General features: G+C 42.5%; 11 protein-coding genes. 9 read left to right on the top strand and 2 right to left on the bottom strand.

Translation table 11 applies throughout. From position 1 onward, the window contains the following. The first annotated feature begins 73 nt into the window (after window positions 1-73). From rbbA to JMX18_RS01085, 3 genes are read left to right on the top strand one after another with little or no spacing between them, the layout of a single operon-like run. The gene (rbbA, locus tag JMX18_RS01095) at window positions 74-2,908 is read left to right on the top strand and encodes a ribosome-associated ATPase/putative transporter RbbA (protein ID WP_201582879.1); all 2,835 of its coding nucleotides are present in this window, start codon (window positions 74-76) and stop codon (window positions 2,906-2,908) included. Continuing rightward, window positions 2,909-4,027: an ABC transporter permease gene (locus tag JMX18_RS01090; protein WP_201582873.1), complete on the top strand. Its 1,119-nt coding sequence runs from the start codon at window positions 2,909-2,911 to the stop codon at window positions 4,025-4,027. It abuts the gene before it with no gap. Window positions 4,028-4,075: 48 nt separating this feature from the next. Continuing rightward, window positions 4,076-5,524 carry a TolC family protein gene (locus JMX18_RS01085; protein WP_201582871.1) on the top strand — a complete coding sequence of 483 codons (1,449 nt, stop codon included), beginning with the start codon at window positions 4,076-4,078 and terminating at the stop codon, window positions 5,522-5,524. A 144-nt stretch (window positions 5,525-5,668) separates the two neighbouring features. Here the strand turns inward: JMX18_RS01085 and JMX18_RS01080 are convergent, their stop codons facing one another. After that, the gene (locus tag JMX18_RS01080; protein ID WP_201582870.1) at window positions 5,669-8,581 is read right to left on the bottom strand and encodes a DUF3427 domain-containing protein; all 2,913 of its coding nucleotides are present in this window, start codon (window positions 8,579-8,581) and stop codon (window positions 5,669-5,671) included. Then, window positions 8,578-8,976, bottom strand: a complete 399-nt coding sequence (locus tag JMX18_RS01075) for a (deoxy)nucleoside triphosphate pyrophosphohydrolase (protein WP_201582869.1) — start codon at window positions 8,974-8,976, stop codon at window positions 8,578-8,580. Before JMX18_RS01075 ends, JMX18_RS01080 begins: the two co-directional genes overlap by 4 nt. Before the next feature lie 582 nt (window positions 8,977-9,558). Between JMX18_RS01075 and JMX18_RS01070 the strand changes: the two genes are divergently transcribed. The 6 genes from JMX18_RS01070 to JMX18_RS01045 all read left to right on the top strand — a co-directional run bounded on the left by JMX18_RS01070 (window position 9,559) and on the right by JMX18_RS01045 (window position 17,532). Beyond that, a complete protein-coding gene (locus JMX18_RS01070) occupies window positions 9,559-10,767 on the top strand; it encodes an AAA family ATPase (RefSeq protein WP_201582868.1) in 1,209 nt (402 codons plus the stop codon). Window positions 10,768-10,781: 14 nt separating this feature from the next. Continuing rightward, complete coding sequence (locus tag JMX18_RS01065) at window positions 10,782-11,294, top strand: hypothetical protein (protein WP_201582867.1); 513 nt, start codon at window positions 10,782-10,784, stop codon at window positions 11,292-11,294. Window positions 11,295-11,430: 136 nt separating this feature from the next. Then, a complete protein-coding gene (dinB, locus tag JMX18_RS01060; protein WP_201582866.1) occupies window positions 11,431-12,516 on the top strand; it encodes a DNA polymerase IV in 1,086 nt (361 codons plus the stop codon). Window positions 12,517-12,642: 126 nt separating this feature from the next. Then, window positions 12,643-13,902 carry a tRNA preQ1(34) S-adenosylmethionine ribosyltransferase-isomerase QueA gene (gene queA, locus JMX18_RS01055; RefSeq protein ID WP_201582860.1) on the top strand — a complete coding sequence of 420 codons (1,260 nt, stop codon included), beginning with the start codon at window positions 12,643-12,645 and terminating at the stop codon, window positions 13,900-13,902. Window positions 13,903-14,143: 241 nt separating this feature from the next. Continuing rightward, window positions 14,144-15,964 carry a type IV pilus assembly protein FimV gene (locus JMX18_RS01050; RefSeq protein WP_201582858.1) on the top strand — a complete coding sequence of 607 codons (1,821 nt, stop codon included), beginning with the start codon at window positions 14,144-14,146 and terminating at the stop codon, window positions 15,962-15,964. A 53-nt stretch (window positions 15,965-16,017) separates the two neighbouring features. After that, window positions 16,018-17,532, top strand: a complete 1,515-nt coding sequence (locus tag JMX18_RS01045; protein ID WP_201582856.1) for a FimV/HubP family polar landmark protein — start codon at window positions 16,018-16,020, stop codon at window positions 17,530-17,532. Window positions 17,533-17,680 lie beyond the last annotated feature (148 nt).

Below are 17,680 nucleotides of genomic sequence, written 5' to 3'. Positions count from 1 at the left end.
AGCAGTTTTATGACTCATAAAACTGCCTCCTTATGATTATATAAAAATTAACGGTATAACTGAGAGATAATGTATGGACAGCCAGCATACAGCAGTTGAGATTAGCCATGTTTCTCATAGCTATGGCGAAACAGTTGCTCTTGATGATGTTTCCTTTAGCGTGCCACGTGGCGCTACCATGGGTCTGATTGGTCCTGATGGAGTGGGAAAGTCCACTTTATTGTCTCTTATTGCTGGGGTCAAGGTCATTCAAGAGGGCTCGGTACAAGTGCTCGGTCAGGATATGGCAAAGAAGTCCGTGCGTGACGACTTATCGCAGCATATTGCTTTTATGCCTCAAGGTTTGGGTCATAACCTCTACCCCACACTTTCGGTGTATGAGAACGTGGAGTTTCATGCGCGCCTGTTTGGGCTAGACGCCCATGAACGCCGTGCCCGCATAGCTCGATTGCTTGAAGCAACGGGGCTTGACCCTTTCCCTGATCGTCCTGCTGGCAAGCTCTCAGGAGGGATGAAGCAAAAGCTTAGTCTTTGCTGCGCTCTAGTAAACAACCCAGAGCTGCTTATCCTTGATGAGCCCACCACCGGGGTAGATCCATTAGCCCGTCGCCAGTTTTGGGCACTGGTAGCCTCGCTGCAAGCCGAACGCAAAGAGATGACTGTGATTGTCTCAACCGCCTATATCGAAGAGGCCGAGGATTTTGAGTATTTGCTGGCGATGGATGATGGTAAGTTACTGGTCAATGAGCGTACGCAAACGGTCATGAAAGAGCTTGAGGTCAGCTCGCTTGAAGAAGCTTATATCAAGCTTTTGCCCGAAGAAAAACAAACCAACTCAGGTAAACTAAAAATCCCTCCATTCGAGGCCGATCCAAATGCGCCGCCGGCCATTGAAGCTGAAAATCTAACCAAACGTTTCGGCGATTTTACGGCGGTTGATAGTGTCAGCTTTCGTATCGAAAAGGGCGAGATTTTTGGTTTTTTAGGCTCTAATGGCTGTGGTAAGTCCACCACTATGAAGATGCTTACTGGTCTTATTGATAAGACCGAAGGCTCAGCAAAGCTACTGGGTCAATCTATCGATGATGAAAATGTCGATACCCGCATGCGAGTGGGTTACATGTCGCAGACTTTCTCGCTGTATGAGGAGCTGACGGTACGGCAAAACTTAGAGCTGCACGCCAAGCTTTATCAAATAGAAGGCGCACGCGGCGAGCAAGCGGTCAAGGATGCTTTAGAACAATTTGATTTGGTTGAAGTTGAAAGCACTGACCCTTCTTCATTGTCGCTTGGTATTCGCCAGAGGCTACAGCTAGCGGCGGCTTGCTTACATCGTCCGGAGGTGTTAATCCTCGATGAGCCCACTTCTGGGGTCGATCCTGAAGCACGTGATATGTTTTGGCGACAATTAATTAAGCTCTCTCGTGAAGATGAAGTGACGATATTTATCTCCACTCACTTTATGAATGAAGCCAGTCGCTGCGATCGCATCTCCTTTATGCATCAAGGGCGGGTGCTCGATGTGGGTACACCGGCAGAGCTGACTCGCAATAAAGAGGCGGAGGATCTCGAAGAAGCTTTTGTGCAATATCTGCTTGATGATGAAAAAAGTCAAAACCAAGACAGTAAAGACCAAGACAATCAGAACGAAGAGAATGCAAATAACACAGATGATAGTCAAAATGAGCTAGCTGCTGCAGCTGAAAATGTAGAGCCTGCTATCGGTTCAGATATTATAGCGTCTGCACCTGAAGCACAGAATAATAAAACTGATACGCTACGCTACTGGTTTAGCACGGTTTGGACCTTTGCAACTCGTGAAGCTAAAGAGCTACTGCGCGATAAAATCAGATTCTTTTTTGCGATTCTCGGCCCGATTATCTTGATGGTTATGACCGGCTGGAGTATCTCTTTTGATGTCAATGATTTACCTTATACGGTCCTCGACCGAGATCAGACCACTCAAAGTCGACAATTAACTGAGTACTTCTCCGGCTCAGAGTACTTTGTAACAAAACCGCCAGTATATTCCCTAGAAGAGGCTGAATATGCGCTCAAGAGCTCCGAGGCCAAACTGGTTATCGATATCCCAGCAGGTTTTGGCCGTGACTTAACTGCCAACAGACAGCCAGAAGTGAGCTTTTATATTGATGGCACCGTTCCCTTTAATGCGACTAATATTCAAGGGTATGTGGGCGGTATTGCAAGGATGTATATGCAAGACCGCTTTCAAGAGACCGGCCTGCCTATCGACTTAGAGCCCGCTGCTGAAATAGTTCCGCGTTTTATGTATAACCAAGACTTTAGAAGTGTCAGTGCGGTCATCCCTAGCGTGATCATGATGATTCTGATGTTGATTCCGGCGATGATGACCACCCTTGGGGTGGTACGTGAGCGCGAGATTGGTTCGATATCCAACCTCTATACCTCGCCTGCCAGTGTGCCGCAGTACCTCATCGGCAAACAGCTGCCTTACGTTGTTCTGGGCTTTATCAACTATATTATATTGGTATTGATGGCGGTCTTTTGGTTTAAAGTACCGGTAAAAGGATCGTTCTTAGGGATGTCCTTGGGTGCTTTATTATTGGTATATGTGTCTACTGGGCTGGGTCTGTTAGTCTCAAGTTTGGTGCGCACTCAGATTGCCGCACTACTGATCACCGCTATCGTGACTCTGATACCCACTATCAACTATTCGGGACTGCTCTACCCCATCTCCAGTATGGATGGTTTCGCTTATGCTTTGGGCGTAGGGTTTCCCGCTTCTTGGTATCAGCGTATTAGTATTGGCGGTTTTACCAAAGGGCTTGGCTGGAGCAGCTTTTTGACCGAATATATCGTTCTGGCTGCCTTTGCCCTGACGTTTATCACGCTGGCCTCTATTTTCTTAAAAAAGCAGGAGGTGTAAATGCGCTCCTTAAAGAACATCTGGACCTTAACCATCAAAGAGCTGCGGAGCTTGTTCGGCGACACGGTACTGTTTTTGATGATCGGTGTCGTTTTTTCGGTGACTATCTATACGGTAGCGGTGGGTATCAATACTGAGGTACGTAATGCTCCCGTAGGTATTATAGACTCAGACCGTACCGCTCTTACCAGACAAATCCAAGAAGCCTTGCAGCAGCCCTACTTTATTCCGCCAGTTGATGTTAAGCGTGAAGAAGTCGATGAAATGATGGATAAGGGCGAGCTTATCTTTGTGCTCGATTTTCCGCCTGGGTTTGAACGCGATGTGCTGGCGGGACGAAAGCCGCAAGCTCAGCTATTAATTGATGCCACCACCATGACTCAAGCTGGTGTGGGACAGACTTATATTAGCCAGATATTCAATGAACAAGTCAGCAGCTTTTTGCAGCAAGAGGATCCACCTTTATTAGCCAAGCCCGTGCTCAATATGGTCTACAACCCCAACGCCGATAGCTATTGGTACACCCCAGTGATGGAGGTCTGTAATATGATCTCGCTGTTAGCCTTAGGTCTGTCTGGTGCTGCCGTCATCCGCGAGCGCGAACGCGGTACTATCGAGCATCTATTGGTTATGCCGGTTAATGCCACTGAGATTGTCCTATCAAAAATACTGGCTAATGGGGTGGTTATCCTGTGTGCTTCTATGCTATCGATGATTTTTATGGTGCAATATTTCCTCGGTATTCCTATTAACGGCTCATTAGCGCTATTCGCTGTCGGTGTCGCTATTTATCTGTTTTCTATATCCTCTTTAGGTATTATGCTATCGACCATAGCCCCGACCATGCCGCAGTTTGCGCTACTGATGCTACCCGTATTGGTGGTCTCACTGCTGCTATCTGGCTCTGTAGCGCCGCGTAGTAATATGCCTGAGATGGTGCAGCTGTTAAGTGAATACTGGCCCACTACCCAGTTCATTGCTTTCGCTCAAAACGTCTTATTTCGTAATGCTGGATTTGACATTGTTTGGCCTGAGCTATTGGCGATGACCGGTATTGGCGGCTTGTTTCTTATTTTTGCTTTAATACGCTTCAAAGCTATGCTTGAGCAACTGGGATAAATTCATAAAAATAACGCTATCATATAGCCCTATAATTAGGAGAAGCTTATGTCACCATTATCTAAAGTATTTACTTTGGGTGCACTCACTTTATTTATCAGTGCCTGTCAAACTCAGCCTACAGAGGTGGTCAGACAAAGTGACGTACTCATTCCGGCGACCTTTAGTCAAGATCAAGCGGCACAAGGCAGTCAAGACATTAGCCGTTGGTGGGAGCAGTGGAATGATCCCGTGTTAACCTCGCTCATTGAGCAAGGGCTGCAAAGTGGTTTTGATATCAGAGTGGCTCAAAGTCGCCTTGCTGAAGCTTCTGCCATCAGCCGCTTAGCTAAGGCTGATCTTGGCCCCCAAGCTGGCGTCAATGCTTCTACTGGCATCAGCAAAAGCTCAGCTGAGCTGTCTTCCACTGACAGACTTGGCTTACCAGGTGGGGCTATTGCGCCATTAGAGGATCGCTTTCGTACCAGTGGCGACTACGGATCAGTTGGATTTGCAGCGGCATGGGAGCCTGATATTTTCGGCCAAAAACAAAGTGATGCCGATGCCGCAGCTTATGCTCAGATGGGCGTACAAGAACAGGTTTATGGTGCCCAAATGCTGGTTGCAAGCCAAATAGCCGATCATTACCTACAAGCACGCGCCGCCAAAAAACGTGAAGCTATTATAGATAGCACCATCGCTACGCTGACTGAGTTTGAACGCTACGTACAGTTACGCTTTAACGCCGGTGACGCTACTATTAATGAGGTAAATAATACTAAAAGTAAGCTCAACGCTGCTCGTGCCCAAAAAAGCACCTTAAACGCTGAGTATGCTGCAAACGTGCGCAGTATAGCGGTGCTGATAGGTCAAACGCCGCAAAACTTTACCCTACCCAAAGCGCCTAAAGATATCTTCACTGGTTTGCCAGCCGCCCCTACAGGTCAGACGCCACAAGGATTACTCGAGCGTCGTCCCGATATCAGAGCCAACGCCGCACTGGTGAATGCCTACTCTGCCAGACTAGCTAGTGCTGAAGCTGACTTACTCCCACGCTTCTCTATCAACTTTTTGGGTCAAGGTGGCCGTATCGATATTGATAGCGATGTGCCGAAATTAAGTGGTTGGGGTAGTATTTTAAACGTAGGCGTACAGCTGCCGCTATTTACCAATGGCCGTATCCAAGCCAATATTGATAACGCCGATGCCAGGTTGCAGACCGCTTTATTAGAGTATGACCAAACCTTGTTACGCGCACTTGGTGAAGTGGACAGCGCCTACCAGTTCCATCATGCGCTACAAGAACAACAATCTTTATTAGTGACCGCCTATCGACAGTCCGAGCAGCACGCCAGCGATGCTAGAAAGCTGTTTCGCTATGGCTATCACACTCTGGATTATGCACTAAGAGCGGAGATTGAATCGCAAGAGCTGCGAGAAAATTTGCTTAAGTCGCGACTGGCTCAAGCCCAAATGCTGATAAACCTGAATAAGGCCCTTGGCGGTGGCTGGTCGTAAGAGCCTTACGATCATAATGATGTTAAGAAGATTAATTAAAGTCATCACTCAATCGAATGATGACTTTAATAGTTTAGAGAGGTCAAGATTAATTCGTTAAAACTGATAATCTGCTGGTGCTGCTTTATTAAATTAAGAATCTCATCATTTATCGAGCAAATAATTATAAATGTCGGCTCGAACCTCATGCTGCATATCAAACTCTACTTTTACTACCGACACGCCAGAGATTGAAGTTTGCTCAAAGCTTCCTTTTCTTGGAGATACATCTCCCATATAGTAAAAGTCATTTCCCTCGTCATTGTGTTTTTTGATAAATAAAGGAATGCGCAGATCTGAGGGATATTCTCTAAACAGTCTTACCTCTGGGCTATTTAACGTCCTTCTCGACTTAAACATCCAACTAAAGACAGACTCGTTCACAAAGTCATCCTCATACTTAGTAGTATCTGTTATATCTTGAGATTTATGATAATTGACAAAGATCGGACAGTTGGTTTGGTCTTCGCTTACTAAATATCCGCCAACATTTTGAGCTACAGGGTTTATCTGCTTATTCAAAATTCTAAACACATCTTTACGTGAATACTTACGATACAACTGAAAACCACCAATAAAGTCTTCAAGTTTGAATTTTTCATCATACTGAAAAATAGCATAATCAGTACTATCTATCAAAAACCTTACAAAAGTATCATTAGCTAAATAGTTTAAGAATTCAGGATGCCAATAAAATTTATCTTCTATTAATTGAAGCACATGAAAATCATAAATCTCGCCTACAGGTTTTAATTGCTTATTATGCTTTTCGGTCACAAAGCCAAAGTTAAGATTATTAATCACTGAAGCTATAACTTCTAGACTTATCTCATAACCGTAACGGTTCTCAATCAGCATTCTAAAAGTATCAACGCTGAGATTTTCTCCTGACAATAGCGAACGTAGTAACAAGCTCTCCTCTACACGCTTGGCGTTATTAATCTCTCTTGAAAAGCTAGTGATTAGTTTGAGCTCATCGCTATTGAGTATTGGTAGCGCCTCTTTTTCTTGTTCTTTAGCAAAATGATAAAAAGACTTAGCATATTCGACATAAGAAAAAGGCTCACGAGCACCATGACGAATAAAATCCATCATCATAGGCGCATAACCTAGTTTTTGTTTGAGCATTTTATAATCTTTGACCAAATCTTTTTTGGTTTGCAAATTTGCAGTATCTATAGCCGCATAGATACGTTCTTTGGCTATTTTATCAAAGCTTACAGTAGAGGTGCCTGGTATAAAGCAGCTCTCACTAGCTAGTAAACGGCGTAGGGTATCTTTATTATAAGAGTCGTCACCATACAATGCGATAGGTACCATAAAGTTGTTTTTATAATTACCAATAAAATCGATAACCGTAAGATATTCTTTATTTTCAGCCTTTCTTAATCCGCGGCCCAACTGCTGTACAAAGATAATCGCTGACTCTGTAGGACGTAGCATTACGATCTGATTAATAGCAGGAATATCGATACCTTCGTTAAAGATACCAACCGAAAATATATAATCGATTTTAGTTTCAGGATCACAGGATTCTAAGCGCTGTATCGCTTGTTCACGTTGCTGCTCGGTATGCTCTCCAGTCAACGCTAAAGAAGGTAAACCGTGTTGATTAAATATATCTGCTAGAGCTTTACACTCTTTGATATTCGAGCAAAAAACTAAACCGCGAACCTCACCATTATCACAGCTATAACGGTTAATATAGTGCAAAATATGTTTAACACGCTCCTCACTAACTAATAGGTTTAGCATAGAGGTGTCATCTACCGTATCGCCATTTATGATTAGATCCGTCACTCCGTAATAGTGAAAAGGCGCCAAGATATCCATCTCTAACGCTTTTTGCAAACGAATCTCATAAGCGATATTGTGATCAAAAATCTCAAAAACGTCGCCATCATCGGTACGCTCTGGAGTTGCTGTCATCCCTAACAGAAACTTTGGTTCAAAATAATCTAATATCTTTCGATACGATGAAGCACTGGCTCGGTGGGTCTCATCAATAACAATATAGTCAAAGGAATCGGGAGCAAATTTGGTTAAATGATCGTCTCTTGAGAGTGTCTGTATGGTTGAGAATATATAATCACTTTCAGCTTCGGTAGTTTTACCACTGTATAAACCAAAAGTTTTTTTATCGCCAAAAATGGATTGATAGGTTTGCATAGCCTTTTTAGCGATGTTTGCTCGGTGTACCACAAATAACAAGCGGTTTGGATTGACATTCAGTGCATCAAAAGTAGACAAATAAGTTTTGCCGGTACCAGTCGCTGAGATCAGTAATGCTTTATTTTTACCCTGAGCTCTTAGAATTGCTAGATTCTCTAATGCTTCTTTTTGCATTTTATTGGGTTTAATAACACTTCCTGCTGCATAGCTGGACGTATTGTTTATTTTTTGAAAAAGCCCTTTTGTTTGTCGATATACTAGCTCGTAACTTTCTATATACTCATAATTTACAGGTAACGCAGAGTCAAATTCATTCTTAAACTCATTTATCGCTTGCTGTGACAAAGCACCCGTTTTGCTAGAGCTCACCTTAAGATTCCATTCTCTATTAGCAGTCAGCGCATTAGCGGTCAAGTTACTGCTACCTATGATCAAATGATGAATGTCAGAGGTACTAAATAAATAGCCTTTAGCATGGAAGTTAGAACCAGTCGCAATGCGCACATCTAAATTTTTGAATTTAAGTAGCTCACGTAAAGCTTCTGGCTGAGTAAAATTTAAATATTGTGAGACTAGAATACGACCTGATACACCTCTAGTTTCGAGCTCAAGCAACTCTTGTTTTAAACAAGCAATGCCACTAGTAGTGACAAAAGCCACTGAGAACCAAAAGTTATCACTAGATTGCAGGTGATTGTTGATAGTAGTTAAAACCTTTCTGCCTTTACCATCATTGATTATCAGTTCTGGCTTCAAAGTGTGTTTGGATGCTTGTGAATGGTCTATAAAACCAGATACCAAAGCGCTTTTTAATTCGTCATAGGTAGTATTGGCGGCATAGCTCATATCACTGCCACCTTTAGCTGCTCCACAATAGGTATATCAGCCGCTGCCCAGTCCAGAGTTTCAAGTTGGGAAGCTTTTAACCATAAGGTTTGTAAATGCTCAGTGAGTGTAAAATCACGGCTAGGCGTACTACAGATAAAGCTGTGCATGATAATTTTGAAGTCAGGATAGCTATGTTCAACACTCATGAAAAAGCGCTCAATACTAAGGGATGCTTTAAGCTCTTCTTCTATTTCGCGAGTCAGAGCTTGTTCCAAATTTTCATTCTTTTCTAGTTTTCCACCTGGGAATTCGAATTTTTTTGACAAGTAAGCTAACTTATTGTCACCTCTTTGAGCGCAAAGAATCTCCCCCTCATCAACGACGATGGCGGCAACAACTTCAATAGTTTTCATTATTATCCAATAGCTTTTAGGTATATATTTATTGACAGCTTAGCGGTCAGTTTAAAATAACAACATCTTCTTAAAATTAAACATGCTTGTTTATAAATATTATAGGTCAATTAGAGTAATAATTGCACTAAATAGTTAGAATAATGTCCGTTTTTTCGAAGGTAATTAGAATCCTAACCCCATCCTTCAAATCGATTTAACTAAACCTATCACTCCTGCGAGCCGAGCAGCTCATATAACTGACAATGATCTAGCGCGCCATTCTCACAGCCACGTTTTAGCCATTCTATGGCGCTATCTTTATCGCCATAGACGCCGCCACTACCGACGTAGACTTTCCTCTCTCATTTGTCGTCCCACCGGTACCACTATTTAGATAGTACTAAAATACCGCTAACTATTAAGTTTAGCAGTATTTTTTTGAGTTAGACTTGGGATTATCCTTACTTTGAGTATTTAGGTTTTATCTAAGTCTATACTTCGAATTCTAAAACACTTTTTCAATTCTTGCTCCTACTTCATACTAATAAATATGCTATATTGACATATAAACTAACATTATATTGTTAAAAGAAGCTGAGTATGATTACTTACATCCGTTTTAATAATTTTTATTCTTATTTGGAAGATACAGAAGTATCTTTTCTACTAGGTAAACAACCTACTACATCAGATTATGATTTTACAGTCAAAACCACTCAGGATCAGTATCGGCTAAATAAGATTATGGCTATAGTAGGTGCTAATGGTTCCGGAAAGACGCAAATACTTAAAGCTTTTGCATTTTTACGCATATTTATGTTCGTTTCTATGTATGAGAAATATAACTATGAAGGCATTCCTTTTAGTCAGTATGCTTTAAGCAACAATGATATGACTAATTTTGAGCTGGGTTTTTTAGTCAAAAACGCAGAAAATATCTATGAAGAATATCGTTATGAGTTAACCTTGACGAAAGATGCTGTAGTGAAAGAGTCTTTACATAAAAAGACCAGTCGTCAATTTAGTTATATATTTATACGTTACTATGAAGATGATAAGTTGATTTACAAACATCGCGACTTTATAGCCCCATCCTTGGCTGACGATGTCAAAAAAAATGCCTCGTTAATCAGTTACGCTAATTTATTAGATAATCCAATTGCAATGTCTATATTTAACGTTTTTTTACATTCTTCGACTAACGTAAATACTAGTGGTAGACAAGGTGGTACAACTGAATCTATTGTAGAATTGACAGAGATACTACACAAAAATGAAGATTTAAAAGTAATGGTTGAGAACCTTTTATGTCAGTTCGATACCGGTATAAACCATATTAATATCAAAGAAGTATTACTCGTAAATCAAGAGGAAGATAAGCCTAGAAAAATACTTCTACCTTTTGGTACTCATAAGACCGATGATGGTGAATTTGAGCTAAGCTTTTATGAAGAATCTAATGGTACGCAGTCTGCTTATAGCTTGCTTGGATTGATACTGCCTGTTCTTCACAGTGGTGGTATTGCTTTTATTGATGAGCTAGATAACGATCTCCATCCTCACTTGTTACCTGCCATTTTCGATTTATTCCGCTCTTCACATTATAATCCTCATAACGCTCAGCTTATCTTTAGCTGTCATACGCCAGAAGTTTTTAATCTACTAAATAAACATCAAATTTATTTGGTAGAAAAATACGAGCAGGTCTCTGAAGCATGGCGACTTGATGAGGTAGAAGGCATTCGTAATGATGATAATCTCTATGCTAAGTACATGGCAGGTGCATTTGATGCCATACCAAACTTATAGGGATATGTAAAATTATGGCAAAACGCAAAGTACGAGTGATGAATAAAACTACTCTGTTAATTATGGGCGAAGGCGAACACGACAAGGCATTTTTAAAGCACATGCGTGGAGTATATTACAATAGAAGCTCTGGTGTTAAGATAACCTTAGATTTTTCTAGTGGCGGCTCTCCACACGATATTATTAAAGACACCGTCAAAAAAAGCAAACATACCGACTACGATAAAAGATTTATTTTGATGGATGAGGATATTGCTATAAAGCAGCAGGATTACGATATTGCTCATAAAGAAAGTATTGTCATTTTGCAATCTGCTCCAGTTTGTTTGGAAGGTATGTTACTGACAATACTAGGTGAGTACACTGCTTCTATATCTACTGCTCAAAAATGTAAGAGTCTATTACACCCCAAATTATCTGGTAATCCAATAGAGCCTAAAAGCTACTATCCTTTGTTCGAGAAGCAAGTATTAGATGACACCAATCATACAACTATTCAAGAACTACGAAAATTGTTAGGGGGTTAGTTTTATTAAGACTTCAGTTGCAACGCCAAAGCCTGCCAATCACTCGCTCGACTCAAGCGTCGTCTGCTGTTTTTGCGGCATGCTTGACACCTAATAATACTTAAAAGCAGCCGCTATATCAGGTAAAATAGCGATTATGACAGTCCCTATTATTCCTCCGCTGCGTAAGATCATCCATCTCGATATGGATGCTTTTTATGCCAGTGTCGAACAGCGCGATTTCCCCGAACTACGAGGCAAACCTTTAGTCGTCGGCGGCGATCCGAGTGGGCGCGGCGTAGTAGCAGCAGCCAGTTATGAGATCCGCCCGTTTGGCGTACGCTCCGCCATGTCATGTTATGAGGCGCATAAACGCTGTCCTGATGCCGTCTTTGTGCGCCCACGTTTTGAGGTGTACCGTGCGGTTAGTGCTGACATCAGAGCTATCATGCTCAGTCTGACGCCGCACGTTGAGCCTTTGTCTCTAGATGAGGCTTATCTTGACGTCACAGGACTGGACGTTCATAAAGGCTCAGCGACCTTGATGGCGAATTGGCTACGCGCGCAAATCCTTGAGCAGACTGGACTGACCGCTTCAGCTGGGGTTTCTTTTAACAAGATGCTTGCCAAGATCGCCTCCGATCTTAATAAGCCTAATGGCACGGCTATCATTGCTCCAGCAGATGCGGAAGATTTTATTAGTAGTCTGCCTATTGAGCGCTTTCATGGTATTGGCAAAGCGACCGCCAAACGCTTGCATGCGATGGGTATCAGCACGGGTGCTGATTTGCGTCGTACGCCAGCGCCAGTACTGGTCAATGAATTTGGCAAACGTGGGCAGTTCTACCACGACATTGCTAATGGCCGTGATGAGCGTCCGGTCAAGTCCAAACGTCAGCACAAGTCGGTAGGCTCTGAGACTACTTTTCGTGATAATTTAAGCGGTGATGACGACTTACGTGCGCAGATCTATGCGCAGAACGACGACGCTTTTAATCAGCTACATAGCAAGCAGCTAACCGCTTATACTATTACCTTAAAGATTAAATATGCTGATTTTAGTCAAATCACCCGCTCACACACCTTATCTACCGCCTTTAATAGCGCCGAGTCCGCCCACTTTTGGCTTGACAAGCTATTTGCGGATATTCCGCGTCAGCTACCGATTAGGCTGGTTGGCGTCACCTATTCCTCGTTAACGCCCATCGCTCAGATATTACCGCAGCTGAACTTATTTGACTAAAGTGCTTCAATTAAAGGGTTTGATTAATGGCCTGTTAAATGACACCCAAAACCTTGCAAATTAGCCATTATCCAGCGGCTTTCTGTTAAACTTACGCCAAAATTTTATCTACTAAACGATCTTCTTATGACTGATTCCCAAGCTATTTCTAATAATCAAAACCCTACCAATAATGCTCCTATAAACAATCCTGATGCGCCTATGAACTATTTAAGTGTTGATGATTATGACTATGAGCTCCCCGACCGCTTAATTGCCCGCTATCCGCTAGAGCAGCGTTCGGCGTCCAAACTACTATATTTGCCTGCTAATTCTAATAATAGAAGCAAAGACGGCTCTGACAGCGTAAACATAGAAGATTATCCGTTTACTGCTCTGCCATCGCTGCTCAATAGTGGCGATCTAATCGTCTTTAATGACACTAAAGTCATGAAGGCGCGCTTATTCGGTCAAAAAGACACTGGCGGTCAGATTGAAGTATTGATTGAGCGCTTGTTTGACCTCTCAGATTTGGGTTTGTATTTGGAGCCCGAGCTTGCCGCCCAGCTTCAGAGTGTGGACGAGGCTCTAAATATCCATATCAACATTCATAAAAGACACTTTGCACTTTGCCACGTAAAGGCCAGTAAAGCACCCAAACTTTGGCAGCATCTATCATTGGCTAAAGGACGCATGAATGCGGTGATGGTAGGCCGCCATGATAATTTATTTGTGTTGGCTTTTGATGCGCCTATTTTGCCGGATTTAGAGCAGTATGGTGAGCTGCCAATACCGCCCTACTTTGAGCGCCATGCCGATACTACGGACAATACTCGCTATCAGACTGTCTTTCATGATCCCGCCAAGCTGGCTAGCGTCGCTGCGCCTACAGCCAGTTTGCATTTCGATGATACCGTACTCAAGATGCTTGCCGATAAAGGTATCAATACCGCTTTTGTCACTTTACACGTGGGAGCGGGTACTTTTGCACCGGTCAAGACCGACAATTTGCTCAATCACACTATGCATAGCGAATATGCGCATCTGCCGCAAGCAACCGCTGATCTGATTAACCAAACCCATGCAAATGGCAACCAAGTTATCGCCGTCGGCACCACTGTGACCCGCGTGCTTGAGACTGCCTATCAGCAAACGGCTAGCGATGGTCGAGCGCTTGCTAGCTGGTCAGGAGATACCGATATTTTTATTTATCCAGGCTTTAAATTTGGGGTGATCGACAAGCTGCTGACTAATTTTCACCTACCTAAATCCACCCTTTTGATGTTGGTCTCAGCTTTTGCTGGTAAAGGCGCTATTGAGCAAGCTTATCAGCACGCTATTGCTAATGAGTATCGGTTCTTTAGTTATGGCGACGCTATGCTACTTGATAAAACCAACTCTCTTTAAGTAAATCAACATCATCTCTTAATTAAATTAAAATAAACTGGTAAACTAAAGGCTATTTTGTTATAACATTATATGTGTTAGGCATTATGATAATCAGCTGCTATTGGCTTGTTTTAGGTCTAAATCTAAGTTAATAGCATCAATTTATTGATTAACACTATCTATTTATACAATAAAAATGTAACAATAACTTGCTGATTGCTACTCGTCAGTCCCTTAAGAATCTATAAAAGGCCTGCGCATGTCTTGGCATTTACCTCACCGATTAACCACCGTCCATTATGCGGTTTCAATCGCATTATTGTATTCGACCAGCTCATTGGGTCTCATATCTGGGGCACAAGCAGCAAACTTTGGTAAAATGCAAATCACCTCTGCTCAGCACGAGCCTTTAGTAGCCAGTATTCCAGTATCTGAGATAGAGTCAGCCAGTTTTGCTGCCAGCTTAGCCAGCTCCAATGTGTATCAGCAAATGGGGCTGACCCCAACCGCTTCTATGTCTATACGCTTTGTCCCTACCTCGGCAACGACAGGACAAGTACTCATTAGCACCTCACAGCCGGTATCAAAGCCGTTTGCTGATGTGGTATTAACCATAGATGATAAGGGTAAACGCAATATTATACCCAAGACTTTGTTGATGCCCTTAGGCGACCATAGTTCTACTGATGGTTCTACTAAGCGTCCAAACCAAGTGCTTGGCACCACGGTTAAGCCCAATTTGCCTGTAGTATCTAATATAGTATCTAATATTATAGCTAACCCTACAGTGCAGCCGTTAAAAGTTAAACGTGAAGCGCCGCCGCCTCTATTTGCAACTCCTAACATTCAAGCTCCTATAGCGACACCAACTAGCTCCGTTGACAATGTAGTTATGGCACAAGATAAAGATATAGGCTCAGCGATAATAAGCGCAAATACAGCGCCTTTATCATCATTTTCTTCCACAACAGTAACCAGTAATATTACTCGTAAAGTGAAAAAAGCAGATAGAAACAGCAATATAAATCTAGATATAACTACCGCTTTAAATGCTAGCAATAGCGCAGCTGACGACAACGATAGTTATGCCAATGCCAATGCCAATGCCAATGCTAATGCTGCTAACCTTGGCCTAAATGACGATTTGACTGCTAATGACCAGCAAATGGTAGCAACTACTGCTGATGCTGCACCCATGCCTTTGAGCACCCAGCAAGACCTTTTAAACATAAAAGTAACCCGGCGCATAGAAGCTAAAAAAGACAATGATACTGGTAATATCTTGGCTAATAAGGCCTTAGCCAGTAGCAGCGCTCAGCAAGGCAGTACCCAGCAACAAGCTACTTCTACCACTACAAATGAACAGCCTAACCAGTCAAATGATGGTTCGACTATTGGTAGTCAAGCGACTGCTAAGCAAACAACAAGTTACACCGTTCAGCGTAATGACAACCTGTGGATTATCTCAGAACAAATAGCTCAGCAGAATAACCTAGATGTACAGAGCGTTATGCGCCAAATCAAAGCTCAAAACCCAGAGGCTTTTATTAATAGAAATGCTGATCAGCTTATGGCAGATGCTAAGCTAAGTTTACCTAACTATGAGGTCGTACCCTCACAGCAAAGCTTACAATCAGCCATTAGCGCTCAACGCCAGCATTATTTGCAAGCTGCCAAATCCAAGTCCGTAGCGAAAGCATTGAAGCCTAAAGTAAGCCCAAAACCAACCTCAGCAAAAAGTGCAGCTAATAAAACTAAAAATACTCAAGCGGCTAAACGTGACGCCAAACCGACTACTACCATAACCAAAACCTTGCCCAAAGCTCATTTTTCAGTGATCGCTCCTGGTCGTGATGGTAGTGCTGATGGCACCCAAACCAAAGCCACTGCTGCTACTGGCAATGGCTTAAGCACTGATATATTAGCCACGCTAAAATCTACTCGTCAGCGTACAGCCGATCAGGTCAAAAGCCTAGTGGATACCAGTAGCACTCTAAGCCGTTATACCGAAAAACTAAAACTACAAAACCAAAAGCTGGCCGAGCTTGAAGCTCGCCTGAAAACACTGCGTAACCAATAATTAACCTTTAATCCAGCACAAAATGCTGCTAATCATCAGGCACGGGAACCTCTATGGATAACATGCTATATATCATCGCAGTAGTGCTTATTGTCGCGCTGGTTGCTCTCTTAATTATGCGTAGAAATAAAGCGCAACCACCAAAAGTCATATCAAACTCCCGTGCTAGCAAACACTCTACTGATACGTTGCCGCCAGTCAACTCAGAGGCAACAACTACGGTTGCTGATCCCCAAGATAGCCCAACGGAACAAAGTAGCCCTGCATCTGCTACTGGTTTCGACACCCTTACCGTTGCGCAGCGTTTTGTAGATCAGCAGCGTTATGACAAAGCCATTGATACTCTAAAACGTGGATTGGTTAAATCTCCGCAAGATAACCCACTGTTGTTAAAACTTCTTAATATCTATGCGCTTACCCATCAAAACGATGATTTTTTTACAACCTACGATAGCATCAAAGCTCACGGCGACCCTGATACTATCGAACAAGCTGAACAACTTAAATCTTTTTTAGAAGAAGAGCTTTTACAAGCCGAACAAGTAGCAGCAAAAGCTAATGATAAGAACAACGGTTTAAATGATAGCGTTGATATTGAAAGTATAGACTTCGACATACCTACAGATAGTGAGCAACAGACCCAGTCAGACTCATATTTAGAATCTGAGCCTGAGTATGAGCCTGAGCGTCAAACAGATACTACCGATAATGATTTCAATCTGTCTTTAGGCGATCTAGAAACTGCTGCCACAAGCACGCCTGACTTAGATAATCTAGACAGCAGTAATGATTTCGGTGATTTTGACTTTACTGACGAAAACCTTAGCTCTTCTAAAGATAGCAATGATTTAGAGAACTTGGACTTAAATAGTTTAGAATTAGATGCTCCAAATTTAGAGAATACTATTGAGAGTCAGTCGGACATCACTCATACGCCAGCTGCCCTCGAAAGCGCTGATAAAAGTCCCGATGCAGAGTTTACGCTTGATTTTGACTTTGATCTTGATTTTGATTTGACATCAGCGAATACTAGCCTCTCGGATGACTCAACTAAGACTGAAAGCCTCAGTCAAGAGCCAGCTCTAGAAGAAGATCCTGTTTTAAGCCCTGACCAACCAAGCATAGACGATTTTAGCTTTAGTTTAGATGATCCACAAAGTGAGAACTTAGCTCAAGAGACTATTAGTTCGCTCGTTGCTGATCCTGTTACGGATAATAGTGATACGCTGTTATTTGATGATAATACGCCACTTGATGATGACTTTATTTTCGCTCAGGAAGACGATAGCCTTCATACCTTTGCAGCAAATACAGAGTTTGAAGCAGCCACAAAAGATACGCCTGTCACTGAACCGGCACAGGACTTAACCGCATTTGAAGCGCAGTTTGACGCTGATTTTGACTTTGTTAAGTCGTTGGACAGCCAACAAGTAACATTAGACTTAGCCGGTCAATACCTAGAATTGGGAGAATATGACAGTGCAAAGCGTTTACTCGAAGAAGTTATCGCCCAAGGTAATAGTGAACAACAACAGCAAGCACAAGCTTTATTAGCTCGTAGCGCTTAAGTTATAACGCTTAGATCACAGTATTTGCTTTGTAGTACTGCTTAGCTAATAGCTGCCGCTCTTTGAACCAGTAGCTGACAACCAGCAATCCTAACCATGGATTGCTGGTTGTCATTTTTCTGATGATGACTTATATTGTTAACTTCCT

Source organism: Psychrobacter jeotgali, assembly GCF_904846315.1.
Classification (GTDB): domain Bacteria; phylum Pseudomonadota; class Gammaproteobacteria; order Pseudomonadales; family Moraxellaceae; genus Psychrobacter; species Psychrobacter jeotgali.
The sequence above is the reverse complement of the archived record's forward strand: the minus strand, read 5'-3'. Positions and strand labels throughout refer to the sequence as shown.

Coding starts and splice junctions, on each gene's coding strand:
- queA (WP_201582860.1), top strand. CDS start 12,643: ATGACTGATTCCCAAGCTATTTCTAATAATCAAAACCCTACCAATAAT.
- JMX18_RS01075 (WP_201582869.1), bottom strand. CDS start 8,976: ATGAAAACTATTGAAGTTGTTGCCGCCATCGTCGTTGATGAGGGGGAG.
- JMX18_RS01070 (WP_201582868.1), top strand. CDS start 9,559: ATGATTACTTACATCCGTTTTAATAATTTTTATTCTTATTTGGAAGAT.
- JMX18_RS01065 (WP_201582867.1), top strand. CDS start 10,782: ATGGCAAAACGCAAAGTACGAGTGATGAATAAAACTACTCTGTTAATT.
- JMX18_RS01090 (WP_201582873.1), top strand. CDS start 2,909: ATGCGCTCCTTAAAGAACATCTGGACCTTAACCATCAAAGAGCTGCGG.
- rbbA (WP_201582879.1), top strand. CDS start 74: ATGGACAGCCAGCATACAGCAGTTGAGATTAGCCATGTTTCTCATAGC.
- dinB (WP_201582866.1), top strand. CDS start 11,431: ATGACAGTCCCTATTATTCCTCCGCTGCGTAAGATCATCCATCTCGAT.
- JMX18_RS01080 (WP_201582870.1), bottom strand. CDS start 8,581: ATGAGCTATGCCGCCAATACTACCTATGACGAATTAAAAAGCGCTTTG.
- JMX18_RS01050 (WP_201582858.1), top strand. CDS start 14,144: ATGTCTTGGCATTTACCTCACCGATTAACCACCGTCCATTATGCGGTT.
- JMX18_RS01085 (WP_201582871.1), top strand. CDS start 4,076: ATGTCACCATTATCTAAAGTATTTACTTTGGGTGCACTCACTTTATTT.
- JMX18_RS01045 (WP_201582856.1), top strand. CDS start 16,018: ATGGATAACATGCTATATATCATCGCAGTAGTGCTTATTGTCGCGCTG.